The 26,666-nt window shown below is 64.0% G+C and carries 28 protein-coding genes and 1 tRNA gene; 13 read left to right on the top strand and 16 right to left on the bottom strand.

Going from position 1 to position 26,666, the window contains the following annotated elements; all coding sequences use genetic code 11:
• The first annotated feature begins 12 nt into the window (after positions 1-12).
• Complete coding sequence (locus DSM43276_RS11645) at positions 13-1,041, top strand: glycosyltransferase family 4 protein (protein ID WP_211196767.1); 1,029 nt, start codon at positions 13-15, stop codon at positions 1,039-1,041.
• Here DSM43276_RS11645 and DSM43276_RS11640 read toward each other — a convergent pair.
• Entirely contained in the window at positions 1,006-2,100 is a 1,095-nt protein-coding gene (locus DSM43276_RS11640) for a glycosyltransferase family 4 protein (RefSeq protein ID WP_136629056.1), read from the bottom strand. The two genes, DSM43276_RS11645 and DSM43276_RS11640, sit on opposite strands and share 36 nt — an antisense overlap.
• Before the next feature lie 42 nt (positions 2,101-2,142).
• Between DSM43276_RS11640 and DSM43276_RS11635 the strand changes: the two genes are divergently transcribed.
• The gene (locus tag DSM43276_RS11635; RefSeq protein ID WP_157896042.1) at positions 2,143-3,177 is read left to right on the top strand and encodes a glycoside hydrolase family 6 protein; all 1,035 of its coding nucleotides are present in this window, start codon (positions 2,143-2,145) and stop codon (positions 3,175-3,177) included.
• On the opposite strand, the gene DSM43276_RS11630 is transcribed toward DSM43276_RS11635, so the two are convergent.
• A complete protein-coding gene (locus DSM43276_RS11630; protein ID WP_078330002.1) occupies positions 3,174-4,250 on the bottom strand; it encodes a class I SAM-dependent methyltransferase in 1,077 nt (358 codons plus the stop codon). The genes DSM43276_RS11635 and DSM43276_RS11630 overlap by 4 nt on opposite strands.
• A gap of 42 nt (positions 4,251-4,292) precedes the next feature.
• On the opposite strand from DSM43276_RS11630, the gene rfbC reads away from it, so the two are divergent.
• Positions 4,293-4,850 carry a dTDP-4-dehydrorhamnose 3,5-epimerase gene (gene rfbC, locus DSM43276_RS11625; RefSeq protein WP_078329964.1) on the top strand — a complete coding sequence of 186 codons (558 nt, stop codon included), beginning with the start codon at positions 4,293-4,295 and terminating at the stop codon, positions 4,848-4,850.
• Positions 4,851-4,855: 5 nt separating this feature from the next.
• Here rfbC and DSM43276_RS11620 read toward each other — a convergent pair whose 3' ends face one another.
• The 5 genes from DSM43276_RS11620 to DSM43276_RS11600 all read right to left on the bottom strand — a co-directional run bounded on the left by DSM43276_RS11620 (position 4,856) and on the right by DSM43276_RS11600 (position 9,125).
• A complete protein-coding gene (locus DSM43276_RS11620; protein ID WP_078329965.1) occupies positions 4,856-5,881 on the bottom strand; it encodes an NAD-dependent epimerase/dehydratase family protein in 1,026 nt (341 codons plus the stop codon).
• Positions 5,878-6,531: a PIG-L deacetylase family protein gene (locus DSM43276_RS11615; protein ID WP_078329966.1), complete on the bottom strand. Its 654-nt coding sequence runs from the start codon at positions 6,529-6,531 to the stop codon at positions 5,878-5,880. Before DSM43276_RS11615 ends, DSM43276_RS11620 begins: the two co-directional genes overlap by 4 nt.
• Entirely contained in the window at positions 6,528-7,316 is a 789-nt protein-coding gene (locus DSM43276_RS11610; protein ID WP_078326948.1) for a glycosyltransferase family protein, read from the bottom strand. Before DSM43276_RS11610 ends, DSM43276_RS11615 begins: the two co-directional genes overlap by 4 nt.
• A complete protein-coding gene (locus DSM43276_RS11605) occupies positions 7,313-8,575 on the bottom strand; it encodes a class I SAM-dependent methyltransferase (RefSeq protein ID WP_078329967.1) in 1,263 nt (420 codons plus the stop codon). The genes DSM43276_RS11610 and DSM43276_RS11605 overlap by 4 nt, the downstream gene beginning before the upstream one ends.
• Positions 8,576-8,648: 73 nt before the next feature.
• Positions 8,649-9,125, bottom strand: a complete 477-nt coding sequence (locus DSM43276_RS11600) for a nuclear transport factor 2 family protein (protein ID WP_078329968.1) — start codon at positions 9,123-9,125, stop codon at positions 8,649-8,651.
• A gap of 148 nt (positions 9,126-9,273) precedes the next feature.
• On the opposite strand from DSM43276_RS11600, the gene DSM43276_RS11595 reads away from it, so the two are divergent.
• A complete protein-coding gene (locus DSM43276_RS11595) occupies positions 9,274-9,645 on the top strand; it encodes a hypothetical protein (protein ID WP_078329969.1) in 372 nt (123 codons plus the stop codon).
• 25 nt (positions 9,646-9,670) lie between these two features.
• On the opposite strand, the gene DSM43276_RS11590 is transcribed toward DSM43276_RS11595, so the two are convergent.
• Entirely contained in the window at positions 9,671-10,210 is a 540-nt protein-coding gene (locus tag DSM43276_RS11590) for a hypothetical protein (protein ID WP_136629054.1), read from the bottom strand.
• A gap of 32 nt (positions 10,211-10,242) precedes the next feature.
• Positions 10,243-10,319 (bottom strand) — tRNA-Leu (locus DSM43276_RS11585).
• A gap of 124 nt (positions 10,320-10,443) precedes the next feature.
• Between DSM43276_RS11585 and DSM43276_RS11580 the strand changes: the two genes are divergently transcribed.
• From DSM43276_RS11580 to DSM43276_RS11555, 6 genes are all read left to right on the top strand, one after another.
• Positions 10,444-11,061 (top strand): ANTAR domain-containing response regulator, encoded by a 618-nt coding sequence (locus DSM43276_RS11580; protein ID WP_078330003.1) that lies wholly within the window; start codon positions 10,444-10,446, stop codon positions 11,059-11,061.
• 97 nt (positions 11,062-11,158) lie between these two features.
• A complete protein-coding gene (locus tag DSM43276_RS11575; RefSeq protein WP_109556128.1) occupies positions 11,159-12,343 on the top strand; it encodes a branched-chain amino acid ABC transporter substrate-binding protein in 1,185 nt (394 codons plus the stop codon).
• 30 nt (positions 12,344-12,373) lie between these two features.
• The gene (locus tag DSM43276_RS11570; protein WP_078329971.1) at positions 12,374-13,444 is read left to right on the top strand and encodes a branched-chain amino acid ABC transporter permease; all 1,071 of its coding nucleotides are present in this window, start codon (positions 12,374-12,376) and stop codon (positions 13,442-13,444) included.
• Positions 13,441-14,610, top strand: a complete 1,170-nt coding sequence (locus tag DSM43276_RS11565; protein ID WP_078329972.1) for a branched-chain amino acid ABC transporter permease — start codon at positions 13,441-13,443, stop codon at positions 14,608-14,610. The genes DSM43276_RS11570 and DSM43276_RS11565 overlap by 4 nt, the downstream gene beginning before the upstream one ends.
• On the top strand, positions 14,607-15,560 hold the full coding sequence (locus DSM43276_RS11560; protein ID WP_078329973.1) for an ABC transporter ATP-binding protein: 954 nt from the start codon (positions 14,607-14,609) through the stop codon (positions 15,558-15,560). Before DSM43276_RS11565 ends, DSM43276_RS11560 begins: the two co-directional genes overlap by 4 nt.
• Complete coding sequence (locus DSM43276_RS11555) at positions 15,561-16,286, top strand: ABC transporter ATP-binding protein (protein ID WP_078326937.1); 726 nt, start codon at positions 15,561-15,563, stop codon at positions 16,284-16,286.
• Here the strand turns inward: DSM43276_RS11555 and DSM43276_RS11550 are convergent.
• The 4 genes from DSM43276_RS11550 to DSM43276_RS11535 form a co-directional block, all read right to left on the bottom strand.
• Positions 16,268-16,975: a YwaF family protein gene (locus DSM43276_RS11550; protein WP_078329974.1), complete on the bottom strand. Its 708-nt coding sequence runs from the start codon at positions 16,973-16,975 to the stop codon at positions 16,268-16,270. The genes DSM43276_RS11555 and DSM43276_RS11550 overlap by 19 nt on opposite strands.
• Positions 16,976-17,028: 53 nt before the next feature.
• On the bottom strand, positions 17,029-18,234 hold the full coding sequence (locus DSM43276_RS11545; protein ID WP_078327101.1) for a lipid-transfer protein: 1,206 nt from the start codon (positions 18,232-18,234) through the stop codon (positions 17,029-17,031).
• Complete coding sequence (locus DSM43276_RS11540) at positions 18,231-18,671, bottom strand: Zn-ribbon domain-containing OB-fold protein (protein WP_078329975.1); 441 nt, start codon at positions 18,669-18,671, stop codon at positions 18,231-18,233. Before DSM43276_RS11540 ends, DSM43276_RS11545 begins: the two co-directional genes overlap by 4 nt.
• Positions 18,672-18,739: 68 nt before the next feature.
• The gene (locus tag DSM43276_RS11535) at positions 18,740-19,450 is read right to left on the bottom strand and encodes an SDR family NAD(P)-dependent oxidoreductase (RefSeq protein WP_078329976.1); all 711 of its coding nucleotides are present in this window, start codon (positions 19,448-19,450) and stop codon (positions 18,740-18,742) included.
• Between the two features lie 116 nt (positions 19,451-19,566).
• Here DSM43276_RS11535 and DSM43276_RS11530 point away from each other — a divergent pair, with 116 nt between their 5' ends.
• From DSM43276_RS11530 to polA, 3 genes are read left to right on the top strand one after another with little or no spacing between them, the layout of a single operon-like run.
• Positions 19,567-19,980 carry a winged helix-turn-helix transcriptional regulator gene (locus DSM43276_RS11530; RefSeq protein WP_412458670.1) on the top strand — a complete coding sequence of 138 codons (414 nt, stop codon included), beginning with the start codon at positions 19,567-19,569 and terminating at the stop codon, positions 19,978-19,980.
• A 9-nt stretch (positions 19,981-19,989) separates the two neighbouring features.
• Entirely contained in the window at positions 19,990-20,388 is a 399-nt protein-coding gene (locus tag DSM43276_RS11525; protein WP_078329978.1) for a VOC family protein, read from the top strand.
• Between the two features lie 32 nt (positions 20,389-20,420).
• A complete protein-coding gene (gene polA, locus DSM43276_RS11520) occupies positions 20,421-23,129 on the top strand; it encodes a DNA polymerase I (protein WP_078329979.1) in 2,709 nt (902 codons plus the stop codon).
• 9 nt (positions 23,130-23,138) lie between these two features.
• Here polA and DSM43276_RS11515 read toward each other — a convergent pair whose 3' ends face one another.
• From DSM43276_RS11515 to DSM43276_RS11505, 3 genes are all read right to left on the bottom strand, one after another.
• Complete coding sequence (locus tag DSM43276_RS11515; RefSeq protein WP_078329980.1) at positions 23,139-24,344, bottom strand: FAD-dependent oxidoreductase; 1,206 nt, start codon at positions 24,342-24,344, stop codon at positions 23,139-23,141.
• Positions 24,345-24,353: 9 nt separating this feature from the next.
• Positions 24,354-25,628: an HNH endonuclease signature motif containing protein gene (locus DSM43276_RS11510; protein ID WP_136629052.1), complete on the bottom strand. Its 1,275-nt coding sequence runs from the start codon at positions 25,626-25,628 to the stop codon at positions 24,354-24,356.
• 157 nt (positions 25,629-25,785) lie between these two features.
• A complete protein-coding gene (locus tag DSM43276_RS11505) occupies positions 25,786-26,658 on the bottom strand; it encodes a universal stress protein (protein ID WP_078331541.1) in 873 nt (290 codons plus the stop codon).
• Positions 26,659-26,666: the final 8 nt, after the last annotated feature.

Below are 26,666 nucleotides of genomic sequence, written 5' to 3'. Positions count from 1 at the left end.
GACCAGATGCGAATCCTTTGGCTGTCGCCCTGGATGCGCCCGTTGGCGCGCGTGCACGCCGAGGCCCTGCGCAGTCAGGGCGCTTCGGTGCTGTTGGTGACCTCCGATCAGCATCCGGAATCCGATCCGGCGCGGGACTATGAGCTGGTGCTGGAGCCCTCGCTCAAGGATCCCGCCGGGTGGGCATCCTGGGTACGCGCGGTGCCGAGAGTCCGGGCCTTCCGGCCCGATGTGGTGATCACCGAGCTTGTCCGCGATCCCCGTTGGCAGATGTTCGGCGCGGGCCTGCCGCGCGTGCTGCTTGTCCACGACGATCGGCCGCACGACGCTTCCGAGGAGGTGTCGCGATGGCGGCGCAGAGCGTTTCGCCGCTGGGAGGCGAACGCGGCTCATCGCGTGGCGTTCAGCGACTATGTGGCGCGGAACATCACCGCCGACGCCTCATCGCCGGTCGGGGTGGTTCCGCTTACGAGTGATCTCGATCCGCAGCGTGTGCCAGCCTTCGTTCCCGCGAGCCGGCGTCGGGACTTCGTCCTGATCGGCCGGCTCAACGGGTACAAGAATGTCGACCTCATCCTGCGCGCGTGGCAGGCCCATGTCGCGGGCCCGGCCTGGCGCGGCGATCATCTGGTGCTGATCGGGGACGGTGACATCACGCGCGCCCTGCCGGAATCAGTCCGGTGGATCCGTGGCCCATACAGCTACAGCGATGTGCTGCAACCTCTTTCAGAAGCCAAGGCCTCGGTTGTGCACTACCGGCAGGCCTCCCAGAGCGGGGTGCAGACGCTCTCCATGCAGCTGGGGGTGAACGTCATCGTCTCCACCGAGGGTGCATTGCCGGAGTTCCAACCGCCCGGTGAGGCGGCATTGGGCCGTGATGACACCGCCGGTCTCACCGCGGCGTTCGACCGCCATGCGGATCCCGTCGTCGCCGAGAGCCTCGGCGCAGCCGCACACGAGCATTACGCGCAGAACTTCGCCGCACATCACGCCGCGGCCAGGCTTCTAGCGATCTGCGAGCAGCTTCCACGTCCGCACTAGCTGCGTCTCCCACTCGGCGATATCGAGACCACGCACCGTCTCACGCCCGGCGGCCCCCAGCCTGCGACGCTCCTTCTGATCTGTGGTCAGCCGGCTGAGGGCCCTGGCCAGGGCATCGATATCGCCGGGAGTCACCAGCAGGCCGTTCTCACCGTTGCGTACGACCTCGGCAATCGATCCGACCGGTGAGGTGATGACCGCGACCGCCGAGGCCATGGCCTCCAACAGCGCCATGGGCAGCCCCTCGGCATAGCTGGGGAGCACGAAGATGTCCGCACCACTGAGCAATTCGGCGCCTGCCGCCGCATCCAGCCAGCCGTGCACGGTGATCACGTCCGCGACACCGGCCGATGCGACGGCGGTGCGCGCCTGTTCCACTTCGCCATCGCCGGCAAGGTGGATGTGCAGTGCTGCGCGAATCTCCGGTGCCAGTACAGATGCCGCCCGGATGACGTCGTACGTGCCCTTGCGGTGACCGAGCCTGCCCAGGCTTACCGCCGTCAAGCGGTCGCCGCACGTGGACGCGGCCTGTTCGGGGATGCGCACCGGATTGCGCAGGACGGACACCCGTGACGGGTCGAGCTGCAGGCACGCGGTGTACTCATCGGCGAGGTCACGCCCCAGGATGATCCACCGGTCGGCGCGTAATCCCCATCGCACACCACGTTGCACCGCGCCTCGCTGCTCGCGGTACCACCCGGCGAAGTCGAAGCTGTGGGCATGGATGAGTGCCGGTATGCCGCGGAGGCGCGCGGCCCACAGGGGCATTGCTTTGCGGGCCACACTGCCGCCATGGCCGAGATGGACGTGCAGAACGTCGACGTGCCCGGTGAGGACAAACCATGACGACACGATCATTCCGCGCACGCCCACCCACAACCAACGCCACCGTGCGGCGTCCACATAGGTGGGCACCACCCGCACCGTCACCGAGGGGTCAGTCAATGCCGCCATGTGCGCCATGACGGTTGCCATGCCGCCGCGACTCTCGGGACTCGCCGGGGCCGGGCCGATGGCCAGGACGCGCACGGGCGCGGGCGCTGGACCGGTGTGGGGCACGGGCCAAGTGTAGAGCTCAACAGGTCTGTATCGTTCCCCGCTGTGACCGGTGAGGCAGTAGTGCGACGCCGCCGTCCAGAGTGGCTGTGCGCGGCGGCGCTCACCGTGTTGATTCTGATAGCTGCGGTGGTGCTGACACGCGACTCCAGCAAGTTCGAGAATCGCGATGCGGCAGACACGGCGGCACGCCGGCTCGATACGGGTCCGCTGGTGCCCAACGCTCTCGACGTGCAGTGGTGGGTACGCGACCACCCCGGTGACGCGCGGGCGGCGGCAATCCGGGATCGCATCGCGCGGTACCCGATTGCGATGTGGGCCACCGGCAATGACGAGGACGACAGCCGAAACATCGGCGACATCGTGACGCGGGCACGAGATACCGGCGGCACCGCACAATTGGTGCTGTACAACATTCCGGATCGTGATGACGGCTTCTCGGGGCCTCACCACGCGGTCACGCCCCAGGTATACCGAGCCTGGGTCGACCGAGTATCCGCGCTCGTGACGGACGCCCGGCTGGTGCTGATCGTCGAGCCCGACGCCCTGTGGTTCGCGGATCGGCAATCCCTGGAGGGCACTGATTTTAGCGATCGAATCGATTCCCTCCGGTATGTGGTGGCCACCTTCTCGGCGCGGAATCCCAACACGCGCGTCTACGTCGACGCAGGAACCTCATCGGGTTCGGTGACTCCGGAGCGGATGGCGGCCCTGCTCGCCAAGGTCGGGATCTCCGATCGCGTGGGGTACTCCGTCAACGTCTCATCGTTCGCGCCGACCTTCGAGATCACCGCGTACGCGCAACGCATCAGAGCGGCATTGCAACAGTGGTTCGGTGTCCCCGATCCACGCTATGTCGTCGACACCTCGCAGAATGGCAACCCGGACTGGAATTTTGACTGGTGCAACCCGGCAGGCCGCATCCTCGGGACACCGCCCGCGGTGCTGGGGCGCCCCGACGGTCTGGACATGAACCTCTGGATTCTCGCGCCGGGCAGCTCGAACGGCCCCTGTGGCGCCGCCCCCGACGCACCCGGGGGACAGTTCAGTCCGGCGCTCGCGACCGCGTTACTGCGTTAACACAGCCCGGTCATCCAACGGCCCTCCAGCTCCGGAAAGCGCAGGCGCACTTCTGCATACAGATCCGGCAGGGTCAGCAGCACGTGGGCTGGATCGGCAGCCACCAGATCGGCGGGGGACACGATCGGAATATCGGTTCCGGGCATACGTCGCCCCTGTTTGGCTACAGACGCATCGGCGACCGCCACTACCGATTTCGTCGTCAATCCTGCCCGGTGAAACAGCGCCACCGCCCGGGACGGTGCCCCATACGCATACACCGTCTGTCCGGACGCACGCCGTTCGTCAAGCCAGTGGGTGAGGCGCTGCACCTGCTCGTCCACCTCGTGCTGCAGCCGGACAAAGCCGCCCGAATTCTCAGCGCCGTGCGCCTTCTCCCGGGCCAGGACCTGCTCCACGGAAGGCGGAGCGGGATGCTCACCATGCCGCGCCGCCACCAGCAGGGTGCCGCCGTACAAGTCGAACTCCCATACCGCCACCACGGACATACCCACGTCGGCGAGCATTCGGCGCAGCACGGTCAGGGAGTAGTACGCAAAATGTCCGTGCCGCAGCGAGTTCCACTGGCCCGACCTCAAGATGGTCGCTATCGAATGGAATTGAAGAAGCAAAACACCCTCGGCGCTGGTGCGGCGGGCGCGCATACCGATCGCATCGGCCTGATCCCGGTCGTGCATCATGCCGAAGCTGTCCAGCACCAGATCTGCGGGCTCAGTAGCTGCGATCTCAAATCCTTTGGGAACAAGGAGGTTCAGCCAGCTGCCACCGTGAGGGCTGGTGAACTCGTACACGGTGCGTCCCGTGAGGAGCCCGGCGGCTTCCGCTCGGCCAACCGCGTCGGCAGCCTGGTCCCGCAGGGCTTGCGGCTCCACGGCCCGCGGCTCCTCGGTGTCGGTATCGTCGATCTCGAGCTGCGCGAGCGCGCAGTCCGTGCACAGCACCATGGCCAGCGGATGTAGAGCGTCCTTCGTGGGTGCGCTGGAAGCGGAGGGGAAGTAATCAGCGGCGGGTACGGCTCCCAGGTCCAACACCCGGTGCAGCGCCTGGCCGCGGCAATAACGACACCTGATCACCGTTGGCACCACAATCTTTCCGCAGTACGGCAGTATGGCGGAGTGCGTATCCACACCACCGAAATCGACGGCGTACTGCTGATGGAGCCCACGCCATACCAGGACGATCGTGGGTTCTTCACCCGGACATTCGACGCCACGACTTTCGACGAGTACCAGCTTGCTGCCGGTGCGGCAACGCGGGCCGCCGACTTTCTGCAGGACTCCCAATCACGTTCACGCCAGGGCGTATTACGTGGTCTACACGGACGTTCCGGCAAGGGGGAAAGCAAGCTCATCCGCTGTGCGCGCGGCGCCGTCTTCGATGTGCTGGTCGACGCGCGACACCCGTCACCGACCTTCGGACGTTGGCAGAGCTTCACTCTCGACGATTCCACCTTCAAACACCTATTCGTCCCGGCCGGCGTACTGCATGGCCATCAAGCGCTGACAGAGTGGGCCGACCTCTGTTATCGCATCGACCGGCCGCACGACCCCGCCGAGGATGTCTCGGTCGCCCATGACGATCCCCAGCTCGGCATCGACTGGCCACTTCCGGTCACCGTCATCAGCGCCAAGGATGCTGCCGCCGGCAGTTGGGCCGCGTTGACCGGAAGCTGACCGGCTCACCGGGTGACCGGTCGCAGCGTGTCGTCAACTGCTCCCGATTCACGCAGACTCTTCAGGTGGGCGAGTCGCGTGAAGGACTGGCGGAACATCGATTCGGTGAGGTTGCCGGCCACGCACTGCTCGTAGAGCTCTTTGGCGCCCGCCTCGATCGACCATTGCGCGTGGTAACCGGGCAGTGCGGCTCGGATCGCGGAGAAGTCGACGCGATAGGAGCGAGGATCTGCGCCCGTCTCGCCCGTGATGGTCAGGGTCGAGTTGGGTACGGCGGAGACGGCCGCCTCCGCGATCTGTGCGACCGTCTGGTTGTTCTCCTCGGTGCCGACGTTGAACGCCGCGCAGTGAATCACGTCCTGAGGTGCCGTGAGGCACTCGAGGAACGCGGAGCCGATGTCGCGGGCGTGTACCAAAGGGCGCCAGGGTGTTCCGTCCGAGAGTACCCGGACCTCACCGGTGATAACGGCGTTGCCGACGAGGTTGTTCAGCACGATATCGGCGCGAAGCCTGGGTGAGTATCCGAATGCTGTGGCGTTGCGCAGGAACACCGGGGAGAAACCAGAGTCGGCGATCGCCGCGACATCGTCCTCGACGCGAACCTTGCTTTCCGCGTACGGAGTCAAGGGTTTCAGGGGAGCGTTCTCGGTGACCAGATCATCGCCCGCCGACCCGTACACCGAACACGTCGAGGCGTAGAGGTAGCGGCCCACTCCGGCGTCCTTGGCCAGCTGCGCCAGCCGCACCGACGCGTGATGGTTGATGTCGTAGGTAAGGTCCGGCGCCAGCGCGCCGAGCGGATCGTTCGAGAGCGCTGCCAAGTGAATCACCGCATCGAAGCCGGCCAGCTGATCGACCGTGACATCACGAAGGTCGACCGCAATGGACGGCGGTTCCACGAGCGCCGGGCCCAGCACACAATCGGCGAATAGCCCCGAATCCAGACCAACCACCTCGTGACCGGCCTCGGCGGCCATCTGCGACATCACGGTACCGAGATAGCCCTGATGGCCGGTGATGAGAACCTTCACTGCGCTGCTCCTATAGAGATCGTGGCTTTCTCCAGTACAAACGCTTCGGCGTACCGGTGGCGGCACTGCACACCGCGCACTCGTGCCAACGCGAGAAATGTCTCGTGGTCAAACCAATCATGCGGTCGCTGCGACGGATAGTGCGTGTAGATGAGATCAGCCTTGCTGCGGGCGATCTCATCGCTGAGCGGCTGAAACACGGTCGGTGTCGGGGTGTCCGTCTCCCACTTGATGATCTCGTAGCCGAGGATCAGATGATCCCGAAATTCGGTGGGTGCCAGGGTCGCCAGCAGCCGGTGGTCCTGATGGGCGTCGTGGCGCTGCGGAGCAAAGACCACCGAGGCCGCGGACTTACGGCGAAAGGCGGTCAGGGCATCCTTGATCTGGTTCCAATGCGCGGGGCCGCGCCCATCCGGAAAGTCGAGCACGTCGATGGTCACTTCCGCGCCGGGACACAGTGCCGCCAACGCGGCCCGCTCCTCGGACTCCCGCTCGGTTCCGCCGCCGGTCAGCGCGAGGGCCCGCACCCGTAAGCCGGGCCGGCGGGTGGCCATGGTCAGCAGCGTGCCGCCCATACCGATCGCGATATCGTCGCAATGCGCTGCCAGGAGCGCGATTTCATCGACAGATCCGGTGCTGAGTTCAATCACGTGGTGGCGGGCTCCTGCTCCCAGACCATCCACGGGCGCACGCCCTTGCGATAACCCTCGTCGAGCTCGGCACGTTCCTTGAAGGTGTCGGCCGGCTTCCAGAACCCGCTGAACTTGTAGCCGAACATCCTGCCCTCTTTGGCCAGCGACCCGCAGGCATCCTCGACCAGGTCGCCGCCCGCGGGCAGATAGTCGAAGACATCTTGGGACAGCACGAAGTAGCCGCCGTTCTCCCACATGTCGAGCTTGGAGACGGCGGTGATATCGGTGATGGATCCGCCCTCGTTCACATCCACGGTGTGGAAGGAAGATTGCGGCGGAACCAGCAGCATGGACGCGGCGGCTCCGGAATCCTGGAACTTGGCCACCAGATCATCAAGGGGAGCGTTGGTGAGAACGTCGGCGTAGTTGGCAAGGAAGTAGCGATCGTCGCCGAGGTGGTGGCGGACGCGTCGAAGCCGTTCACCGATAGGCGATTCGGCGCCGGTGTCGGCGAACGTAATCGTCCAATCCGCGATATCCGATTTCAACAGCCGCACCTGACCTTCAGCCAAGACGAAATCGTTGGACTGCGCCTCGTTGTAGCCGAGAAAGAAGTCCTTGATGGCTTCGGCGCCGTAACCCAGACACAGAATAAATTCTTTATGCCCGTGGTACGCATAGTATTTCATCACGTGCCAGATGAGCGGCCGTGGTCCGACCATCTGGAGGGGCTTCGGAATCACATCGCCGGCGTCGTTGCGCATGCGCATTCCGAAGCCGCCGCAGAAAAGCACGACCTTCATACCGATGCTCCTTCGGGCTCAACGTGCGGTTCCACGACATGCAGCTGGGGCAGGGGATAGACAAGCTTTCCGCCCCACTCGCCGATATGCCGCAATTGATTGGTGATCTCGGCTTCCAGGTTCCATGGGAGCACCAGCACCACATCGGGTTTGTCTTCGTCGATACGCCCGGGGGAGTACACCGGGATGCGCGTGCCGGGACTGAACATGCCCTGTTTATAGGGATTCCGGTCGACGGTATAGGCAAGAAGGTCGGTGCGGATGCCGCAGTAGTTCAGCAGGGTATTGCCCTTGCCAGGTGCGCCGTAGCCGACGACGGTCTTGCCTTCGGCCTTACAGGTGAGGAGAAACTGCAGGAGTTCCAAGCGGATTCGTTCGGTCGTCGCACGGAATCGTTCATAGCCAGACAGTTCGTGCAGACCCGCCCGCCGTTCCAGTTCCAGGACCTCGGCGACCGATGCTGCGATCTCGGGCCCGCACTCGCGAGGGCGTGCCCAGACCCTTATCGAACCACCGTGCGTATCAAGGAGTTCGACATCGACCACTTCGAGATCGCCTACAGCAAGGGCTCTTTGGGCCGCCAACACGGTGTAGTACTGGAAGTGCTCGTGGTAGATGGTGTCAAACTGGCCAAGCTCGATGAGGTTGAGCGCGTGATGCACCTCGATGCTCACCCAACCATCATCGGCAACGAGCCCGCGCAGAGCACGTGTGAACCCGCGCAGATCGGGGATGTGCGCGTACACATTGTTCGCAGCGACCAGGCGGGCGGGACCGTGTTCGGCGCGGACACGGGCGGCGGTGTCCTCGTCGAGGAAGGCCGTCAGCGTCGGAACGCCTTTGTCGCGCGCGGCGTGCCCGACATTTACTGAGGGCTCGATACCGAGGCAGCGGATACCCGCGGCGACCGCGTGCTGAAGCAGATAGCCGTCGTTGCTGGCTACCTCGATCATGAAGTCGTCGACGCTGTCCGGGGAAAGTCCCAGTCGCGCAATAGAGTTGGTGACGTAGGAGTGCGCGTGGTCAACCCAGCTGTCGGAATACGACGAAAAGTAGGCGTATTCGGTGAAGTTGTCTTCGGGGCTAATCAGCGCGGGAATTTGCAGCAACATGCAATCCCGGCACAGCCTCAGGTGCAGAGGATAGGTGGGCTCCGGCAGATCCAGCTCGTCGGTGTGCAGAAACTTCTGGCATGGCGGGGTGGCACCCAGATCGACGACGCTGAGCAGCTCGGTCGAGTCGCACAAGCGGCAGCGCACCGGTCCCTCCTTAGCCAGCTATGTGGAGTACGGATGTCTCCAGACCCGGCGATAGGGTACCCGGTTCTCGGCGCTACTGCGACCAGCGGTTCGCAATCAGGTTGAACCCGATGTCCTTGGTGTTTTGCATGGCCTCGTAGAGGCGGTAATAGGAGATGTAGCTGATCCGCCATTTCCCGTCCGTATCGCGGCGGTAGCGGTCGGTGTAGTACGAGGTTCCGGTGATGAGGACGCTGTGCGCCGGCACGATGACGACATCACTCATGGCCCAGCTGCCGGTCGCGATGTCGCCGTCGACCTGAATCTCGGGATGACTCATGGTGTGCACGCTGGTGATATCGGTCGTCAGCGATGACCGCATGTAGTCGACAACACCTGTGCGCGAGGTGAACTCGAGGGGCGCGCCGTGTACCGCGGTTCCGTACGTCGCCTGAACATCTTCGGTGAGCGTGTCCGCGAACTCGTCCCATAGTTTGTTGTCCAAAGTGCGGGCATAGCGGTACTTGAGCTCGGTGATCTCGTGGATATCGACGAGTGTGGCGAGGGTCATGATTGCCAGTATTAGCACGTGAAGCGGTATCGCGTGCGGCATCGCCCAGGGGTTAGACATGGTGTGCGGTTCCTACCAAGATCATCTGCAAAAGCTGTGTGTGGGAGTACATTTGTCCTGTATTTATCCGCCCTTTGAAGAGGTGCCCATGAACTCATTCACTCGTCTTGTCGTGGCGCCTGCGGTTGGCGTCGTGGCTGCTGCGTTCGTTGGATTCGGAGCGGTGGTGGCGTCGGCCGACCCGTCTCCGGCACCTCCGGTTCCGGGCGCGCCCAACTCGCCCTCGCACGGATCCTTGGTCGATCAGCCGGGCGACGACGGAAACAGCGGCTGGGGCTACCTGCCCGGTGGTGCGGGTGCTCAGTGTGAGAACGCCTGGGTGGTCTGTGGATCCGACAACAACCCACCCGAATCCAACATCGCCCCCGGACATGACGACGACGGCGGCTGGGTCAGCGCACCCGGACAGACCGGTTCCGACTGCGAGAACCCCGGAGTCACCTGCACCGACGTCGGCTAGACGTTGAGCTGCTGAGCCACTGAGCTCAGTACATCTGGCCGTAGGCCATGGATACCCAGCTGTGCTGACCGGCAGCTCCCTGCACCCTGATCGTGTGGGGGGTTGTCGGGTCGGCATTGACAGCGAGAAGCATCACAATAATTCCTGGCTTTCCGGGGTCGTCTCCACAGATTCCGCCGCCGGGCACCGGAGTGCCGTCGAACGAGATGTTGACCGCCGGGCCGCCGGTGCACAGCGCCGCGATGTAGGCCGCCGGCTTTGCCACTGAGGGTTGGGGTGGAACCGGGATCTCATAGCTGCCGGTGCCGTCCTTCGTCGCGGCGATGACGGGGTTCTGCAGGCTTCGGAACGTGTCGCGGATGCGCTTGGCCGGGTCATCCGCGTCCGCGTTGGTAGTGGGGGAGACGGATGTCGACCTGGGGATAGTCGACGCGGAGAAGGTCTTCGTGGTGGCAGTTGCCGACGATGGCTCCGATATCCGGGTGATGCCCGACGACGTCTGGCACGCCGCGACGGCAGAGGCAGACACCACAAACATCAGCATGCCGACAGTTGCTCGCTTCATGCGGGGAATCAAAGCATCATCGCGGCAGTTCGTGGTGCCCTCGGTGAGATTCGAACTCACACTGCACGGGTTTTGAATCCGTTTCCTCTGCCAGTTGGGATACGAGGGCAACGCGTTACTGCCGTTTTGGTGACCAGCGGCCAGTCGCGCGATCTCCAACCTTAAGGGATGGGGTACATCACTTTCACCAGGGTATCGCCGTACATGCGACCACATGCGTCACAATGGTCGCCATGACCGGCCCTCAGAACACCGAACCGGCGGCACCCGCGCACCGCGTGCTCGTCGCCGAAGACGAAGCCCTCATCCGCCTCGACCTGGTCGAGATGCTCCAAGAGGAGGGCTATGACGTGGTAGGTCAGGCCGGGGACGGGCAGGAAGCCGTCGACCTCGCCGAAGAGCTCAAACCGGATCTGGTCATCATGGACGTGAAGATGCCGCGCCGGGATGGCATCGACGCCGCGTCGGAGATCGCCGCCAAGCGCATCGCCCCGATCGTGATCCTCACCGCATTCAGCCAACGCGACCTCGTGGAGAAGGCCCGCGACGCGGGCGCCATGGCCTACCTGGTGAAGCCGTTCTCCAAGACCGACCTGGTGCCTGCCATCGAGGTCGCCGTGAGCCGTTTTGGCGAGCTCACCGCGCTGGAGAAGGAAGTTCAGACCCTGGCTGACCGGCTGGAGACCCGCAAGCTTGTCGAGCGCGCCAAGGGCGTCCTGCAGTCAACCCAGGGCCTCACCGAACCCGAGGCGTTCAAATGGATCCAACGCGCCGCGATGGACCGCCGCACCACCATGAAGCGGGTTGCCGAAGTGGTGCTGGAAACACTCGATACCGGCGCGCCGAGCTGAAACTCGGGTAAGCACTGCGCGTTGCCCCGCGGTTGGCTATGTTTTCTGATCAGCGTTTTTGTTTCGCCCTGTCAGCCCCAGCCATCCGGAGGTAATCGTGCGTGCACGCGCGAGTGTGATCATGCTGGGCGCGGTGACCCTCGCCCTGGCCGGCTGTCATGCCGGCACTCAGTCGGACGAGTCGAATCAGACCACCCTGAAGATCTCGCCCTTGGTGCAGATCGCTCAGGACGGGTCCGAGGTACCTGCGTCCAACGTGAAGTCGGCGGCCGATCCCGCCGGTGATGGAAAGGCGCAGTGCGCCAATATTTCCCTGGCGATGGCCGGTGCACTCAACGGCCCGGATGCGGCGCTGGGAATCAACATTCTCGACGGGGCGAAACTGGCCATTGATAAGCACAACGCCGCTAATCCCGGATGCCAGATCAAACTCCGTGAGTTCGATACCGAGGGGCTGCCGCAGAATGCGAGCAATATTGCTCCGCAAATCATCGGCGACCCGACCATTATCGGGCTGATCGGGCCGGGGTTCTCTGGGGAAACCAAGTCGACGGGCCAGATCTTCAGTGAGGCCGGTCTGGTCTCCACGACCGCCTCGGCGACCAACGTGACACTCACCCAGCAGGGCTGGAAGACGTTCTTCCGGGGCCTGGCCAATGACGGAGTGCAGGGCCCCGCCGTTGCCAACTACCTCAAGAAGACGCTTGGGTACAAGAAGATCTGCGTGGTCGACGACAGCACCGACTACGGTTCCGGGCTTGCCAACGCGGTACGCGGGACGCTCGGAACCGACTGCAACGCCTCGGTGAAGAAGGGGGACAAGGACTTCTCCGCGGCGGTCACTCAGCTCAAGAGCGCCACACCTGATGCCGTGTTCTTCGGCGGTTACTACGCCGAAGCGGCCCCCTTGGTACAGCAGCTGCGCAACGCCGGAGTGACCGCGACGTTCGTGTCCGCGGACGGCACCAAGGACATGGAGTTCGTGAAGCAGGCGGGCGATTCCGCCAAGGACGCGCTGCTGTCCTGCCCGTGTGGGCCCGCGTCGGACACCTTCGCCAAGGAATACACCGCTAAGTTCTCACAGGAGCCGGGGACGTACAGCACCGAGGGGTATGACCTGGCGACGATCCTGGTCAAGGGAATCGACGCCGGAAAGACCACCCGGGCTGGATTGGTTGATTGGGTGCGGAACTACCAGGGGCAGGGTGTGGCGCGTGAGTACAAGTGGAACGAGAACGGAGAGCTAACCTCGACGCTTATCTGGGTGTATAAGGTCACGTAGGACATACGAGGGGACTAGGCTCAGCCGCAAATGATTTCGGGGTGGATGGCACAGACAGGTGTGCAGGCCAGCACAATTTCATTCGATCTGCACGGACTGTGGAACAGCATCGGTCAGCTGACGATCGACGGCTTGGCGTGGGGCGCCATCTATGCGCTGGTCGCGGTGGGCTACACGCTCGTCTTCGGGGTGTTACGCCTCATCAACTTCGCGCATTCCGAGGTCTTCATGCTGGGCATGTTCGGGGCGTACTTCGCCCTGGACGTCATACTCGGCTTCACACCCGGAGGTAATGCCTACAACAAGGGCGTATCGCTCACCGTCCTGTATCTCGGTGTCGCGATGCTCGTCGCGATGGTGGTATCGGCCACCACGGCGCTGGGACTGGAAGCGGTCGCCTACCGCCCGCTGCGTCGCCGCGGCGCGCGGCCTCTGACGTTCCTCATCACCGCCATCGGGATGTCCTTTGTCATCCAGGAATTCGTGCATTTCGTGCTGCCGAAGATCCTGAAGGGTTACGGCGGCAGTAATGCACAGCAGCCGATCCGCCTGGTGACGCCCCGGCCGGTATGGACGTTTGGCCCCTTTGACATAGGCGGCCACCACATTCCGTTCCAGGCCACGCTCACCAATGTCACCATCGTGGTGGTGGCGGCGGCCCTGGTGCTGGCCCTTTTGACCGATATCGCGATCAACCACACCAAGTTCGGGCGCGGTATCCGTGCGGTCGCGCAGGATCCGACGACGGCGACGCTGATGGGCGTGTCGCGCGAACGCATCATCATGACGACGTTCGTCATCGGTGGACTGTTGGCCGGGGCGGCCGCGCTCCTCTATACGCTGAAGGTGCCGCAGGGCATCATCTACTCCGGCGGATTCCTGTTGGGGATCAAGGCATTCTCTGCCGCCGTGCTCGGTGGTATCGGCAACCTGCGCGGTGCGCTACTGGGCGGCCTGCTGCTGGGCGTGATGGAGAACTACGGACAAGCGGTGTTCGGCACCCAATGGCGCGACGTGGTGGCATTCGTCCTGCTGGTACTGGTGCTCATGTTCCGTCCCACCGGCATTCTCGGTGAGAGTCTCGGGCGGGCGAAGGCATGACGGCCGCGCGCGCTCTGGCACCGGGCGACTCGATACGCCGGTGGTGGTCCGAGCTGGCCCGCCCGGTCCAGTGGGCATACGGGATCATCGGATTCGCGCTCATGGCGCTGTTACCGGTGTGGAAGATCCCGCTCCTGGACACTCCCAACACCGCCTTCGGCCCGGTGATGGCCCAGTTCGCGATGGTAGCGCTGATTGCGATAGGCCTGAATGTCGTTGTGGGGCAGGCGGGGTTGCTTGACCTGGGGTATGTCGGCTTCTACGCCATCGGCGCATACACGGTCGCGTTGCTCACCAGCCCCGACAGTCCGTGGAACCGCATGGGAACATCGGCCTTCTTCAGTTCGAGCTGGGCATGGTTGTCCTGTCTCCCCATCGCCGTGGCGATCACCGCCTTCTTCGGCCTGGTGCTGGGCACACCCACACTGCGCCTTCGGGGCGACTATCTGGCCATTGTCACGCTGGGATTCGGCGAGATCATCCGGCTGCTCGCCGACAATCTGGAGGTCACTAACGGGCCGCGTGGCCTACACAAGATCGCGTATCCGCATGTGGGGGAGCAGTACGTCCGCGGCGGTGTCTTCTCCAGCGGCAATTCTGGTGGCCACCTGAACTATGGCGTGTGGTGGTACTGGCTCGGTCTCTGCCTGATCGCGGTGGTGCTGATACTGATGGGCAATCTGGAGCGCAGCCGAGTGGGCCGCTCGTGGGTGGCCATTCGGGAGGACGAGGACGCCGCCGAGATGATGGGGGTTCCCACGTTTCGGTTCAAGTTGTGGGCCTTCGTGATTGGCGCCAGCATCGGCGGATTGTCCGGCGCCCTGTACGCGGGCCAGGTCCAGTACGTGGCATCGCCCACCTTCAACATCATCAACTCGATGCTGTTCCTGTGCGCCGTGGTGCTCGGTGGGCAGGGCAACAAGCTCGGCGTGATCTTCGGCGCGTTCATCATCGTGTACCTGCCGAACCGCCTTCTCGGCGTGCAGGTACAGGGCGTAGACCTTGGCAATCTGAAGTATCTGTTCTTCGGATTGGCGCTGGTCGTGCTGATGATCTTCCGGCCCCAGGGTTTGTTCCCGGCGCAGCAGAAGCTGATGGCCTACTGGCGCAAGGCATCTGAGCGGTTTGGCGCGAAGAAGCCCGAGGAAGCCGAGGCCCCGGCATGACCGAGCACGAGAACGACAGTCCCGAGGACGAGCAGGAAGTTGTCGAGTTCGCCGGATCCGATACCGCGGTCGACCTTGCCGACGATCTCGACGACACGACCGATCCCGCCACCGCCGAGGTGCTGCTCGAGGTGAAGGAACTGACGCTCAAATTCGGTGGCCTGCAAGCCCTCGACGGGGTGAGCTTCGATATCAGGCGTGGCGAGATCCTCGGCCTGGTCGGTCCCAACGGCGCCGGCAAGACGACCTGCTTCAACGCCATCACCGGCGTGTACAAGCCGACATCGGGCAGCATCGTGTTCGACGGGAAAGCGATGCGCCGACTGCGGCGGCACCAGATCACCCGGCGCGGGATCGCCCGGACCTTCCAGAACATCCGGCTGTTCGGCGAGATGACGGCCCTGGAGAATGTCGCGGTAGGTACGGATGCCCGGCACAAGACCTCGGTACTGGGGGCGCTACTGCGCACACCGCGGCACCGTCGTGAGGAACACTATGCCGTCGACGTGGGGTTGGGGCTGCTCGACTTCGTCGGCATCGCCGATGTCGCCGACATCAAGGCCAAGGATCTCCCGTACGGCAGCCAGCGCAGACTCGAGATCGCGCGGGCGCTGGCCACCGAACCCAAACTGCTCTGTCTGGACGAGCCGGCTGCCGGGTTCACCCCCAGTGAGAAGGAATCGCTGATCGAGCTGATTCAGCGCATCCGCGACTACGGATACACCGTGTTGCTCATCGAGCACGATATGAAGCTGGTCATGGGCGTCACCGACCGCATCGTCGTGCTCGAATTCGGCAGGAAGATCGCCGACGGCCTGCCCGCCGAGGTCAGAAACGACCCGGCGGTGATCGAGGCGTACCTAGGAGTGGCCGATGAGGAATTCCACGGACCCGGTCCCGGACCTGGTTGGCTCGACTCGGCTGTGCCCGATACCGAAAGCGAGAGGTAAGTGCCTCCCGTACAGCTGAAACTCACCAACGTCGGGGTCCACTATGGCCCAATCCAGGCTGTGCGCACGTTGTCCCTGGATGTCCGCGAGGGCGAGCTGGTCACCCTGCTCGGTTCCAATGGCGCCGGCAAGTCGACCACCATGCGCGCCATCTCCGGCCTGGTCCCGCTCAGTGCCGGGACCATCTTCTTCGAGGGCCAGGACATCTCGAAGATGAAGGCGCACAAGCGCGTCAAGGCGGGAATCGTCCAGGCGCCCGAAGGGCGGGGGATTTTCCCCGGCATGACCGTCGCCGAGAATCTCGAAATGGGTTGTTACGGGCGAAAATTCAAGTCGCGCGCAGAGCGCCGGGAACGCCTCGACTGGATCAACGCATTGTTCCCGCGGCTCGCCGAACGCCGGCACCAAGAGGGCGGCACTCTCTCCGGCGGCGAGCAACAGATGCTGTCCATTGGACGTGCCCTGATGGCCAGGCCCAAGATCCTCTTGCTCGATGAGCCGTCCATGGGTCTGGCGCCGTTGTTGATCACGAAGATCTTCAACATCATCGAGGAGATCAACGCCTCCGGGACGACGGTGGTTCTGGTCGAGCAAAATGCACAGCAGGCGCTGAGCCGTTCGGATCACGCCTACATTCTGGAGACCGGTTCGGTCGTTCGATCGGGCGCCGGACGAGAATTGCTGCAAGACGACAGCGTGCGGTCCGCCTATCTCGGCGTTGTCTGACCTTCGCCCGTTTTACCCGCGGATCGCTCCCACGGCCAGGTCATCAATGCCCAGACCGTGAGAACCAACCCGGTCGCGGAGACCACGTACCAGGGCCACGGACCCATCAGATCCAAAAGACTTGCCGTTGAGGGCTTCTCGTTGAGGAAGCCATAATTCGACCCGACGATGGCATTGAACGCCATGGTGAGAGTGACCCAGGACAACGTGACAGTGACGGTCAGGCGATAGCTACGCCACGTGGGACGCATGCCCCGACCCCAGGTGAGATAGATCGCCGCCCACACGACGAGCAGATGTATCGACCAGAACCCGAGGAACCTGTAGTCCGGGAAGTCGGGGCCGGTCAGCACGGGGGAGATCAGCGCCTGGCTGCTGAGCACCAGTCCCCAGTAATACGTCAACGCATATGCCCAATGCCGTTGGGACCACAGCGCGTACGCCGCGACGACGGTGGCCAGGTCGGTCAGCCGCAGGGGTACCGAGACGTCGATGCGCAGAGGAATACATCCGGCGATCAAGATGACGGCATAGATGATCGCCGTCACGGCGCCGAGCGCACGACCGAGCAGGCGCGCGCGGATCTCGGCGAGGCTGCGCCCGCACGACACCAACAGCACTGCGCCAAGCACGAATACGGCAAGAATCACCCAATGCGACGGGCCGTACGCGTGGAACTGTCGTTCCATCGCTTGAGGCTAACGCCCCACGATCACCGCGGCGCGATCACCACGGCGCGTGGCTAGCGCGCGACGATGACCGACGAACCGTTGCCGAACAGGCCCTGGTTGGCGGTAATCCCGACCCGCGCACCCTCGACCTGCCGATCACCGGCCTGCCCGCGTAGCTGGAAGGTCAGCTCGCACACCTGCGCGATGGCCTGGGCCGGGATGGCTTCGCCGAAGCAGGCCAGGCCACCGGAGGCATTCACCGGAATCCGTCCGCCGACCGTCGTGGCACCGCTGCGCAACAGCTGCTCGCCCTCGCCCCTGGCGCACAGGCCCAGGTGCTCGTACCAGTCCAGCTCCAGGGCCGTCGAGAGGTCGTACACCTCGGCGAGGCTCACGTCCTCGGGACCGATACCGGCCTCCGCGTAGGCGGCGTCGACGATCTGATCCTTGAACACGCGCTCGGGCGCCGGCACCACCGCGGTGGAATCGGTAGCGATATCGGGGAGTTCAGGAAGATGCTGCGGATACTTGGGGGTGATGGTGGCGACCGCGCGAACCGACGGGACGCCCTCGACCGAGCCGAGATGTTTCTTCGCGAAATCGGCGCTGGCCACGATCAGGGCCGCGGCGCCGTCGCTGGTGGCGCAGATGTCCAGCAGCCGCAGCGGGTCCGACACGACGGGGCTGGCCAGCACATCCTCCACGGAGGACTCCTTGCGGAACCGGGCGTTCGGGTTGTTCAGACCATGCCGGGAGTTCTTGACCTTCACCTGGGCGAAATCCTCGGCAGTCGCACCGTAGAGGTCCATCCGGCGCCGCGCGAGCATCGCGAAGTACACCGGGTTAGTGGCGCCGATGAGGTGGAAACGCTGCCAATCCGGGTCGGCCTTGCGCTCGCCGCCCACCGGCGCGAAGAAGCCCTTCGGGGTGGTGTCGGCCCCGATGACCAATGCCACATCGCAGAAACCGGCGAGAATCTGCGCGCGGGCACTCTGCAGCGCCTGCGAACCGCTGGCACAGGCCGCATACGTCGAGCTGATCGGTACACCGTTCCATCCCAGCTTCTGGGCGAAGGTCGAGCCGGCGATGAAGCCCGGGTAACCATTGCGAATGGTGTCCGCTCCGGCGACGAATTGAATTTGGCGCCAATCCAATTCGGCGTCCTGCAGTGCGGTGCGGGCCGCGGCGACGCCATACTCGGTGAAGTCACGTCCCCACTTACCCCACGGGTGCATGCCCGCGCCGAGGATGTAAACCGGATCCGGGGTGCGGCTCATGCCGAGACCTTCTTCCATGCGTAGACCAGACGCTGCACGCCCTCGTCGTCGGTGTAGAGCGGTTCGAGTGCGAGTTCCATGCTTTGACCCACCTTCAGGTCGGCAGCGCCGGTGCCCGCGACCACCTTGCCGAGCACGATGATGCCCTCGGCCGCCAGTTCGACCGCGGCGATCGCGTACGGCTCGTATGGGTCGGACGCCGGATAGGGGGGAGGAGGTGCGTACTGATTCTCCGTGTAGCTCCAGACCGTGCCACGAGACGACAGCGGCACCTGATCGAGCACATCGCTGTCACAGGCCGGGTTGGGGCAGTTGTTGGCACGCGGCGGGAACACGATGGTGGCGCACTGCGTGCACTTGCCGCCTATCAGGTGTGGCTGACCGGATTCGTCGGTATCGAACCAGCCGTCGACGGCAGGGGCTTGATCTGTAGGCACCCGGTCAGATTACCCATGCTCATGGGCGAATTGAAACGTGTGTCAGTTTTGTGTCCCGCCTGGCGGGATCATGGCCCAAATATCGAGTCCGACGGCACGAAATTCTCGAACGTGTTCCGGACGGCTGACATGTCCCACAACTGCTCGGCCAACGCTACTGATTCGACCGTCGGGAACTCGTGGGCATCGCGAGGTGTCACGGCCGCCATCTCGCTACCGAGGATGAGCGCCCCGATGGTCAGCAGCCCGACGTACACACCGTGCGGTGCCACTTCAGAATGCAGTCCCTGCAGATAGTTTCGCGCTGCGGCCGCGGCCGGCCCGGGTCCGCTCATCTCGGGCATAGCCCTGGCTCCTGTTCCGCCGATGGTGGACAGGATCGTCCCGCGCCCTCGTTCGATCATTCCGGGAAGTACCGCGGACACCGTGTGGATCAGCGGACGCACCAGCAGCCCCCAGTAACGGTCGGCCTCGGCCACGGTGAGTTCGCGGGCGGCGGTGAATGCGACAGGCGACGAGGGGCCGTAGTAAATGGCCTCAATCGGGGGCAGCGCGGAGGTCACCGCCGAAAGGAGCTCGGCAACGCGGACCGCGTCGGTGAGGTCTGTGGGAAACGCGGTGGCCAGTACGTCGTCGTCGAGGAGATCTGCCACCAACGAGTCCAGGGGTTCACGTCTGCGTCCCACCACCGCGACGTGGAAACCATCACGGCCAAATCGCCGAGCTACCGCCGCGCCGGTGCCAGTGCCAGCCCCGAGCACGAGCATGGTTCTGTTCATCCTTAACCTCCTGGTCGTATCATTTCTTCTGATCTGTGCGTAGCACCATCATGAAGATGTTTTGAACCTCCTACAAAAGGCACACGGGTGTGCGCTGGCGAACAAGGATGTGCGTAGTGACGGAACGTGAGAGCTCTGTTTTGCCGAGTGTTTGCGCCGGCGTGGGGCTAGCCGAGGGCGAGTTCATCCGCGAGGTCCTGGACCGCGTCGGCGACAAATGGAGTGTGCTGATCATCGCGACGCTGCACGACGGCCCTCGCAGATACACCGAGCTTCACGACGCCGTGCCGAGCATTTCGCAGCGCATGCTCACCCGCACGCTGATGTTGTTGCGCCGTGACGGACTCGTCACGCGCACCGCGTTCGCCGAGGTGCCACCGCGGGTGGAGTATGCGCTGACGCCGTTGGGACTCGACCTGCACAGCATCTCCGCCGCCTTGGTCCTCTGGGCCCGCGGCCATCACGAGGCCATTCGCGGCCACCGGGCGCTATTCGACGCTAGCCTTGACAATCCGTCGATGGCGAAGTAGCGAGGTTCCATGGGTATCGCGTTCAACCACACCATTATTCATTCACATGACCGCGACGCGTCCGCGCGCTTCTTCACCGAGATCTTCGGACTGCCTTCCGCACAGGAATTTGGCCCGTTCCTCAATGTGACCCTCGAACACGGCGGCAATCTGGACTTTGCGACCATCGCGGGCGACGACATCACCCCGCAGCACTATGCCTTCCTGGTCGACGAGGACGACTTTGACGCAATCTATAGCCGCATTACTGATCGCGGTCTCGAGCACTGGGCAGATCCGCGGGCCCAACATCCGGGCGAGATCAATCACCATGATGGCGGCCGCGGGGTGTACTTCCGCGACCCGTCGGGCCACTATCTGGAAATCATCACCCGGTCCTACGGATCAGGGGAGGCGTCGGGGTCGTAGGTGCTGTCGCCCCCGTTGCTTAGGGTAGGAGGGTGACTGCGCCTGTAACCAAGACCGAGACCAAACAGCCGACCCTGCTGCTGCTCGACGGTAACTCGCTGGCGTTCCGGGCGTTCTATGCGCTCCCGGCCGAGAATTTCAAGACACAGTCCGGCCTGACCACCAACGCGGTGTACGGGTTCACCTCGATGTTGATCAACCTGCTGCGCGATGAGGCCCCGACGCATGTGGCCGCCGCCTTCGACGTTTCCCGCAAGACATTCCGCTCGGAGCGGTACCCCGAATACAAGGCCACTCGTTCGGCCACGCCCGACGAGTTCCGCGGACAGATCGACATCACCAAGGAAGTGCTGCAGGCCCTGGGCATCACGGTGCTCGCCGAGGAAGGTTTCGAGGCCGACGACATCATCGCCACCCTGGCGACCCAGGGGCAGGCCGAGGGTTTCAAGGTCTATGTGGTCACCGGTGATCGCGACGCACTGCAGCTCGTCAATGAGGACGTGACAGTGCTGTATCCGCGCAAGGGAGTCAGCGAGCTCACCCGGTTCACGCCGGAGGCCGTGGTCGAGAAGTACGGGTTGACGCCCACCCAGTACCCCGATTTCGCGGCATTGCGGGGCGACCCCAGCGACAACCTGCCCGGGATCCCCGGGGTCGGCGAGAAGACCGCCAGCAAGTGGATCCTCGAGTACGGCTCCTTACAAGAGCTGATCGACAAGGCCGATACCGTGCGCGGAAAGGTTGGCGACTCGCTGCGCGCGAACCTGGCATCGGTGGTCCTGAACCGCGAGCTCACCGATCTGGTGCGGACGGTGCCGCTTCCGTATGTGCCCGCCCAGCTCGCCTTGGCCCCCTGGGACCGCGACCAGATACACCGCCTGTTCGACGATCTCGAATTCCGGGTGCTGCGCGACAGGTTGTTCGAGACCCTGGAGGCGGTGGAGCCCGAAGTGGACGAGGGCTTCCAGCTGGCGGGACAGGCGTTGGAGCCGGGAGCCGTCGCCGAGTGGCTGACCGCACACACAGCCGATGGCCGTCGTAGCGGCCTCGCGGTAGTCGGGACATACACGCCCTATGACGGCGATGCCACGGCCGTGGCCATCGCGTCCGCCGACGGAGATGGTGCGTACATCGACACCACAACGGTCACCCCAGAGGATGAGGCAGCTCTGGCCGAGTGGCTCGCCGATGAGGCTCGCCCCAAGGCCCTGCATGAGGCGAAGCAGGCCATGCACGCGCTGACCGGGCGCGGATGGCCACTCGCCGGCGTCACCTCCGATACCGCTCTCGCCGCCTACCTGGTGCGCCCCGGGCAGCGTAGCTTCGCGCTCGACGACCTGTCGTTGCGGTACCTACGCCGCGAGCTGCGCGCCGAAGACACTGGAGAGCAACAGCTTTCGCTACTCGATGAAGACGGTGCGGACGGAGCCAAACAATCCCAGGCCCAGATGCTGCGTGCCCGTGCCGTCATCGACCTCGCCGATGCGCTCGACGTCGAACTCGAACGCATCGAGTCGGCGGCACTGCTCACCGAGATGGAACTACCGGTCCTACGGGTGCTGGCCGGGTTGGAGTCGGTCGGTATCGCGGTCGACATCGACCATCTGACCTCGCTACAGAACCAATTCGCCACCGGTATCCGGGAGGCCGCCGACGCCGCCTATGCGGTGATCGGGAAGCAGATCAATCTGGGCTCTCCCAAACAGCTTCAGGTGGTGCTGTTTGACGAGCTCGGTATGCCCAAGACCAAAAAGACCAAGACCGGCTATACGACCGATGCGGACGCGCTGCAAACGCTCTTCGACAAGACCGGGCACCCGTTCCTGGAGCACCTCCTCACTCACCGTGATGTCACCAGGCTGAAGGTCACCGTCGACGGGCTGCTGAAATCCGTTGCCGCGGATGGACGTATTCACACCACCTTCAACCAGACGATCGCGGCCACGGGCCGGTTGTCATCGACAGAGCCAAACCTGCAGAACATCCCGGTGCGCACCGAGGCCGGGCGTGAGATCCGCGATGGCTTCGTTGTCGGTGGGGGCTACGCCGAGTTGATGACTGTCGACTACAGCCAGATCGAGATGCGCATCATGGCGCATCTGTCGGCCGACGAGGGTCTTATCGAAGCGTTCAACACCGGCGAGGACCTGCACTCGTTCGTGGCTGCCCGGGCGTTCGGGGTGCCGATCGACGAGGTGACCGGCGAGCTGCGCCGGCGGGTCAAGGCCATGTCCTACGGCCTGGCGTACGGGCTGTCGGCCTATGGCCTGGCCACCCAGCTCAAGATCTCCAATGACGAGGCCAAAGAGCAGATGGATCAGTACTTCTCGCGGTTCGGCGGCGTTCGTGAGTACCTGCACGCCGTGGTGGATCAGGCACGCAAGGACGGATACACCTCGACGGTGCTCGGCCGGCGCCGCTACCTGCCCGATCTGGACAGTGGTGATCGCCTGCGCCGCGAGGCGGCCGAGCGCGCAGCACTCAACGCGCCGATCCAGGGGAGCGCCGCCGACATCATCAAGGTCGCGATGATTTCCACCGATAAAGCGCTGCGCGACAAGGGTTTACAGTCGCGCATGCTTCTTCAAGTGCATGACGAGCTGCTCTTCGAAGTGGCCGAAGGTGAACGGGACACGCTCGAGACGCTGGTACGCGAAACCATGGGTTCGGCGTATCCGCTCGATGTGCCACTTGAGGTTTCGGTGGGGTATGGCCGTAGCTGGGATGCCGCGGCCCACTGAGTCGCGGCGCTAGTGCACGTCCGGGGTGTGTACGCGCTCCGGACGCAGGCCTCTGCCGACCGCGATCGGCGGCACGAACTTGAATGGGCCCCGTCCGACAAAGAATGGCAGTTTGATGGGGGACAGGTCGCCGGTGAGAACCGGCTTGATGACGTTGTTCTGGACGAACACCTGAAACGCTTGCACCATCTTGGTCGGCAGTTCGCGTCGGCGTTGCACCCTGGCGAGATCCTCGTCGGTGACACGTCCCTCGCGCAGCGGATCCACGAGGATGTTCGCAGCTGCCACTGCATCGGCGACAGCCAGGTTGATGCCGACTCCGCCTGCGGGCGACATGGCATGCGCGGCATCGCCTATGCACAGCAGGCCGGGGCGCCACCAGGTCTTGAGCCGGTCGACCCGGACATCGAGATGGCTGGTGTCATCCCAGGACCGCAGATCATTCACGTGCTCGCGCAGCTGGGGGCGTGCCGTGATCAAGCGCTCCTTGAATGCGTCCAGCGAGCCGTTATGCGGGCCGGCACCCTTGGGCATGAGGTGGGCGACCTGCCAGTAGTCGCCGCGATGGATCATGGCCAACAGCAGGCCTTTACGCAGTACCGCAAATGTCTCGTCGGGATCACCCGGTCGCCGGTTCAACCGGAACCACAGCACATCCATCGGTGAACTCTCGTCGGCGATTTCCAGTCCCGACGCGGCGCGTACGGCAGAGGTGCGACCGTCAGCCGCGATGACCAGCTCGGCATGCACCTCCAGGTCGGGTGTACGCACGCCTGTCACTCGGTCATCATCATCGACGATCAGATCGGTGACCTCCGCATTACGGATGAGCGTGAATTCCGGGTATTGCTCGGCCTTCTCAGCCAAGAAGTCCAGGAAATCCCACTGCGGCATGAACGCGATATATGGCTGCTTGTACCCCAACCACGCGAGCGCGCGGAAATCGCCGAAGGTGCGCAACCGCCCGTCGCCATCGAAGGCGATGTGATCGACCTTCTGGTGTGGCAGCCGCAGAAACTCGTCGATAAACCCGAGATCATCCATGATGCGCATGGTGGTGGGGTGAACGGTGTCCCCCCGAAAATCGCGCAGAAAGTCGGCGTGCTTTTCCAGGACGACAACGTTGATCCCGGCCCTCGCCAGCAGCAGGGCATGCACCAAACCTGCGGGGCCTCCGCCGGCGACACACACCTGAGTCCGCATAACTTGCGTCATACTCGGACGCTACGCCCGAACCAGTTGTGGTGGGGGTATCCATTGGGTGGTGCCGTCTTGGTGTTTTTGGGTGGTCCAGCCGTGGTTGAGGAGGCGGTGGTGGGGGCCGCAGGCGAAGGTGAGGTTGTCGATGTTGGTGGGGCCACCGTCGGCCCATTCGGTGATGTGGTGGACTTCGCACAGGTATCCGGGCACGTGGCAGTCGGGGTGGGTGCAGCCGCGGTCTTGGGCGTGCAACACAATCCGCTGATCTGCCGATGCGATGCGTTTAGAACATCCCAGATACAACGGTCGACCGTCATCATCGAAAATCGTCAGGTAGTGGTGGGCGTGGGTGGCCATGCGGATCACATCACGCAGGGGCAGCCTGGTGCCGGCGCCGGTGACCGCTATGCCCGCGGCGCCTTCGAGCTCGGCCAGGGTGGTGGTGACCACGACGGTGACCGGCAGTCCATGGTGCGAACCCAGATCACCGGAGGCCAGGGTGGCGCGCAGGCAGGTGCGTAGTGCGTCGTGGTGGCGTTGGGCACCCGAGCGGTGGTCGTGTTCGGCGGCTTCCGGGTTGGGTTCCCCGTCCACGAGAGGGCTCTGGTCGGCCGGGTTGCACATGCCGGGTGCGGCTAGTTTGGCGAACACTGCATCCAGATAGGCGCGCGTCTCCGGATCCAGTAGGCCGCTGATGGGTGACATGCCGTCAAAGCCCTGTTGCCCGATCGTGACTCCGCGCCGCCGCGCCCGATCCACATCGGCGAACTCACCATCCGGATTCAACAGGGCCATCATGCGGTCGGCACCGATACGCAGCGCCTCGGGCCCAAACCGGACGGCCATCTGGGCTAGTTGTTGTTCGGCGCCCTGGCGGGTCGGGGCATCCACCACCACCGGGAGCCGATCAAAGAACTGCCGGATGATCCGCACATGCTCGTCCCCGATATCGCCGCGAGATAGCGCGGCGGCGACATTTGGCAGCTGCGGTGCCAGCACCTCACTGGTCAACGCCCGCCGCGGCGCCAACTGCTCGGCATCGGCGATCCGGCGCCGGGCCGCACCCTTACCGATATGCAACCGCCGCGCAATCACATCCGCATAAGAAGTGCCACCGAGCTCGACCGGCGAGGCCTGCGACGTCACCCTCGGCACCAGCCCCAACCCATGGGCGGACAACCGACGCTGCACCACCTCCACACGGGCCAGCACCGTCAACGCCTCAGCGGCAGTCAACCCATCGCGCGATTCGGCGCAGAAGGCATCAACCACCGCCTCCAACACCCCAATCGAACCCACGTTCGAATACTAACGACACCCACCGACAAAATAGCTCGCTATGTGACACCAGAAACTACAGTGGCGCAAGTGAACTGGCTCAGCCACATGACGTCGAACTGCGGATTGTCCGATCTTGGCTAGCGATTTCTTGCATGTGCGGTGCGGGCACCGAAATTCATGGTCGCCGTGCCACGATGACGGGTACTCGCGAGGCTTGAGCGACGGCAGAACTGACTGCGCCGAGCAGCATTCCGGCGAAGCCTCCGCGGCCGTGACTGCCGACAACGACAAGCTGGGCGTGCGTGCACTCGGCGATGAGGTACGGGCCGGGGTATTCACACACGACACGGCGGTCGACCTTCACGTCGGGGTAGCGTTCTTGCCATCCTGCCAGTCGTTCGGCGAGTGTTTGTCTTTCTTGGGTTTCCGTGGCACGCAGGTCAAATGCCGGTTCGAAGAAGTTGGGCATGTGCCAGGCGTGCACGGCAATGAGCCCAACCTTCCGATGTGATGCTTCATCGAAGGCGATAGCTGTCGCCTTCTCTGATGTGGGCGAGCCGTCGACACCGAGTAGGACAGGTGCGTGGTCGTCGAGTGTTGCCTCGTTGTGGATCACCGCGACGGGGCATCGCGCGTGGTGCAGGACAGCGGTGCTGACCGAGCCCAGCAACAGACGATCGAGCGCGCGTTGTCCTCGGCTGCCGACAACGAGCACGCGTGATTCCTGTGCCGCGTCGACGAGCGCCGACACCGGATGCCCGAATACCACTCGGCCGCGTGCGGAGGGCAATGCGCACCCGGCGGCCTCTTCGGCAATGCGCTGGGCGTTTTCCAGGACCAATTGCGCTTGACGTTCGCGCGACTGATAGATCCGCTCACGGAACTGCTGGTCGTAGACATGGGTTTGTTCGATGTCGAAGGCGCTGATGAGGGTCAGCGGTTCGTTGCGCATGCTCGATTCTTGTGCGGCCCAACGAACCGCCATGTCGGCGCAGGCCGATCCATCGACCCCGACCACGATCCCCGCATGATGGTTCTTGGATATCATGTCGTTTC

The sequence above is a fragment of the Mycobacteroides salmoniphilum genome, from assembly GCF_004924335.1.
Classification (GTDB): Bacteria; Actinomycetota; Actinomycetes; order Mycobacteriales; family Mycobacteriaceae; genus Mycobacterium; species Mycobacterium salmoniphilum.
This window is presented reverse-complemented; position numbering and strand designations above follow the sequence as displayed.

Coding starts and splice junctions, on each gene's coding strand:
- DSM43276_RS11610 (WP_078326948.1), bottom strand. CDS start 7,316: ATGAAGGTCGTGCTTTTCTGCGGCGGCTTCGGAATGCGCATGCGCAAC.
- DSM43276_RS11600 (WP_078329968.1), bottom strand. CDS start 9,125: ATGACCCTCGCCACACTCGTCGATATCCACGAGATCACCGAGCTCAAG.
- DSM43276_RS11595 (WP_078329969.1), top strand. CDS start 9,274: ATGAACTCATTCACTCGTCTTGTCGTGGCGCCTGCGGTTGGCGTCGTG.
- DSM43276_RS11590 (WP_136629054.1), bottom strand. CDS start 10,210: ATGAAGCGAGCAACTGTCGGCATGCTGATGTTTGTGGTGTCTGCCTCT.
- DSM43276_RS11580 (WP_078330003.1), top strand. CDS start 10,444: ATGACCGGCCCTCAGAACACCGAACCGGCGGCACCCGCGCACCGCGTG.
- DSM43276_RS11570 (WP_078329971.1), top strand. CDS start 12,374: ATGATTTCGGGGTGGATGGCACAGACAGGTGTGCAGGCCAGCACAATT.
- DSM43276_RS11565 (WP_078329972.1), top strand. CDS start 13,441: ATGACGGCCGCGCGCGCTCTGGCACCGGGCGACTCGATACGCCGGTGG.
- DSM43276_RS11560 (WP_078329973.1), top strand. CDS start 14,607: ATGACCGAGCACGAGAACGACAGTCCCGAGGACGAGCAGGAAGTTGTC.
- DSM43276_RS11550 (WP_078329974.1), bottom strand. CDS start 16,975: ATGGAACGACAGTTCCACGCGTACGGCCCGTCGCATTGGGTGATTCTT.
- DSM43276_RS11545 (WP_078327101.1), bottom strand. CDS start 18,234: ATGAGCCGCACCCCGGATCCGGTTTACATCCTCGGCGCGGGCATGCAC.
- DSM43276_RS11535 (WP_078329976.1), bottom strand. CDS start 19,450: ATGAACAGAACCATGCTCGTGCTCGGGGCTGGCACTGGCACCGGCGCG.
- DSM43276_RS11525 (WP_078329978.1), top strand. CDS start 19,990: ATGGGTATCGCGTTCAACCACACCATTATTCATTCACATGACCGCGAC.
- DSM43276_RS11515 (WP_078329980.1), bottom strand. CDS start 24,344: ATGACGCAAGTTATGCGGACTCAGGTGTGTGTCGCCGGCGGAGGCCCC.
- DSM43276_RS11505 (WP_078331541.1), bottom strand. CDS start 26,658: ATGATATCCAAGAACCATCATGCGGGGATCGTGGTCGGGGTCGATGGA.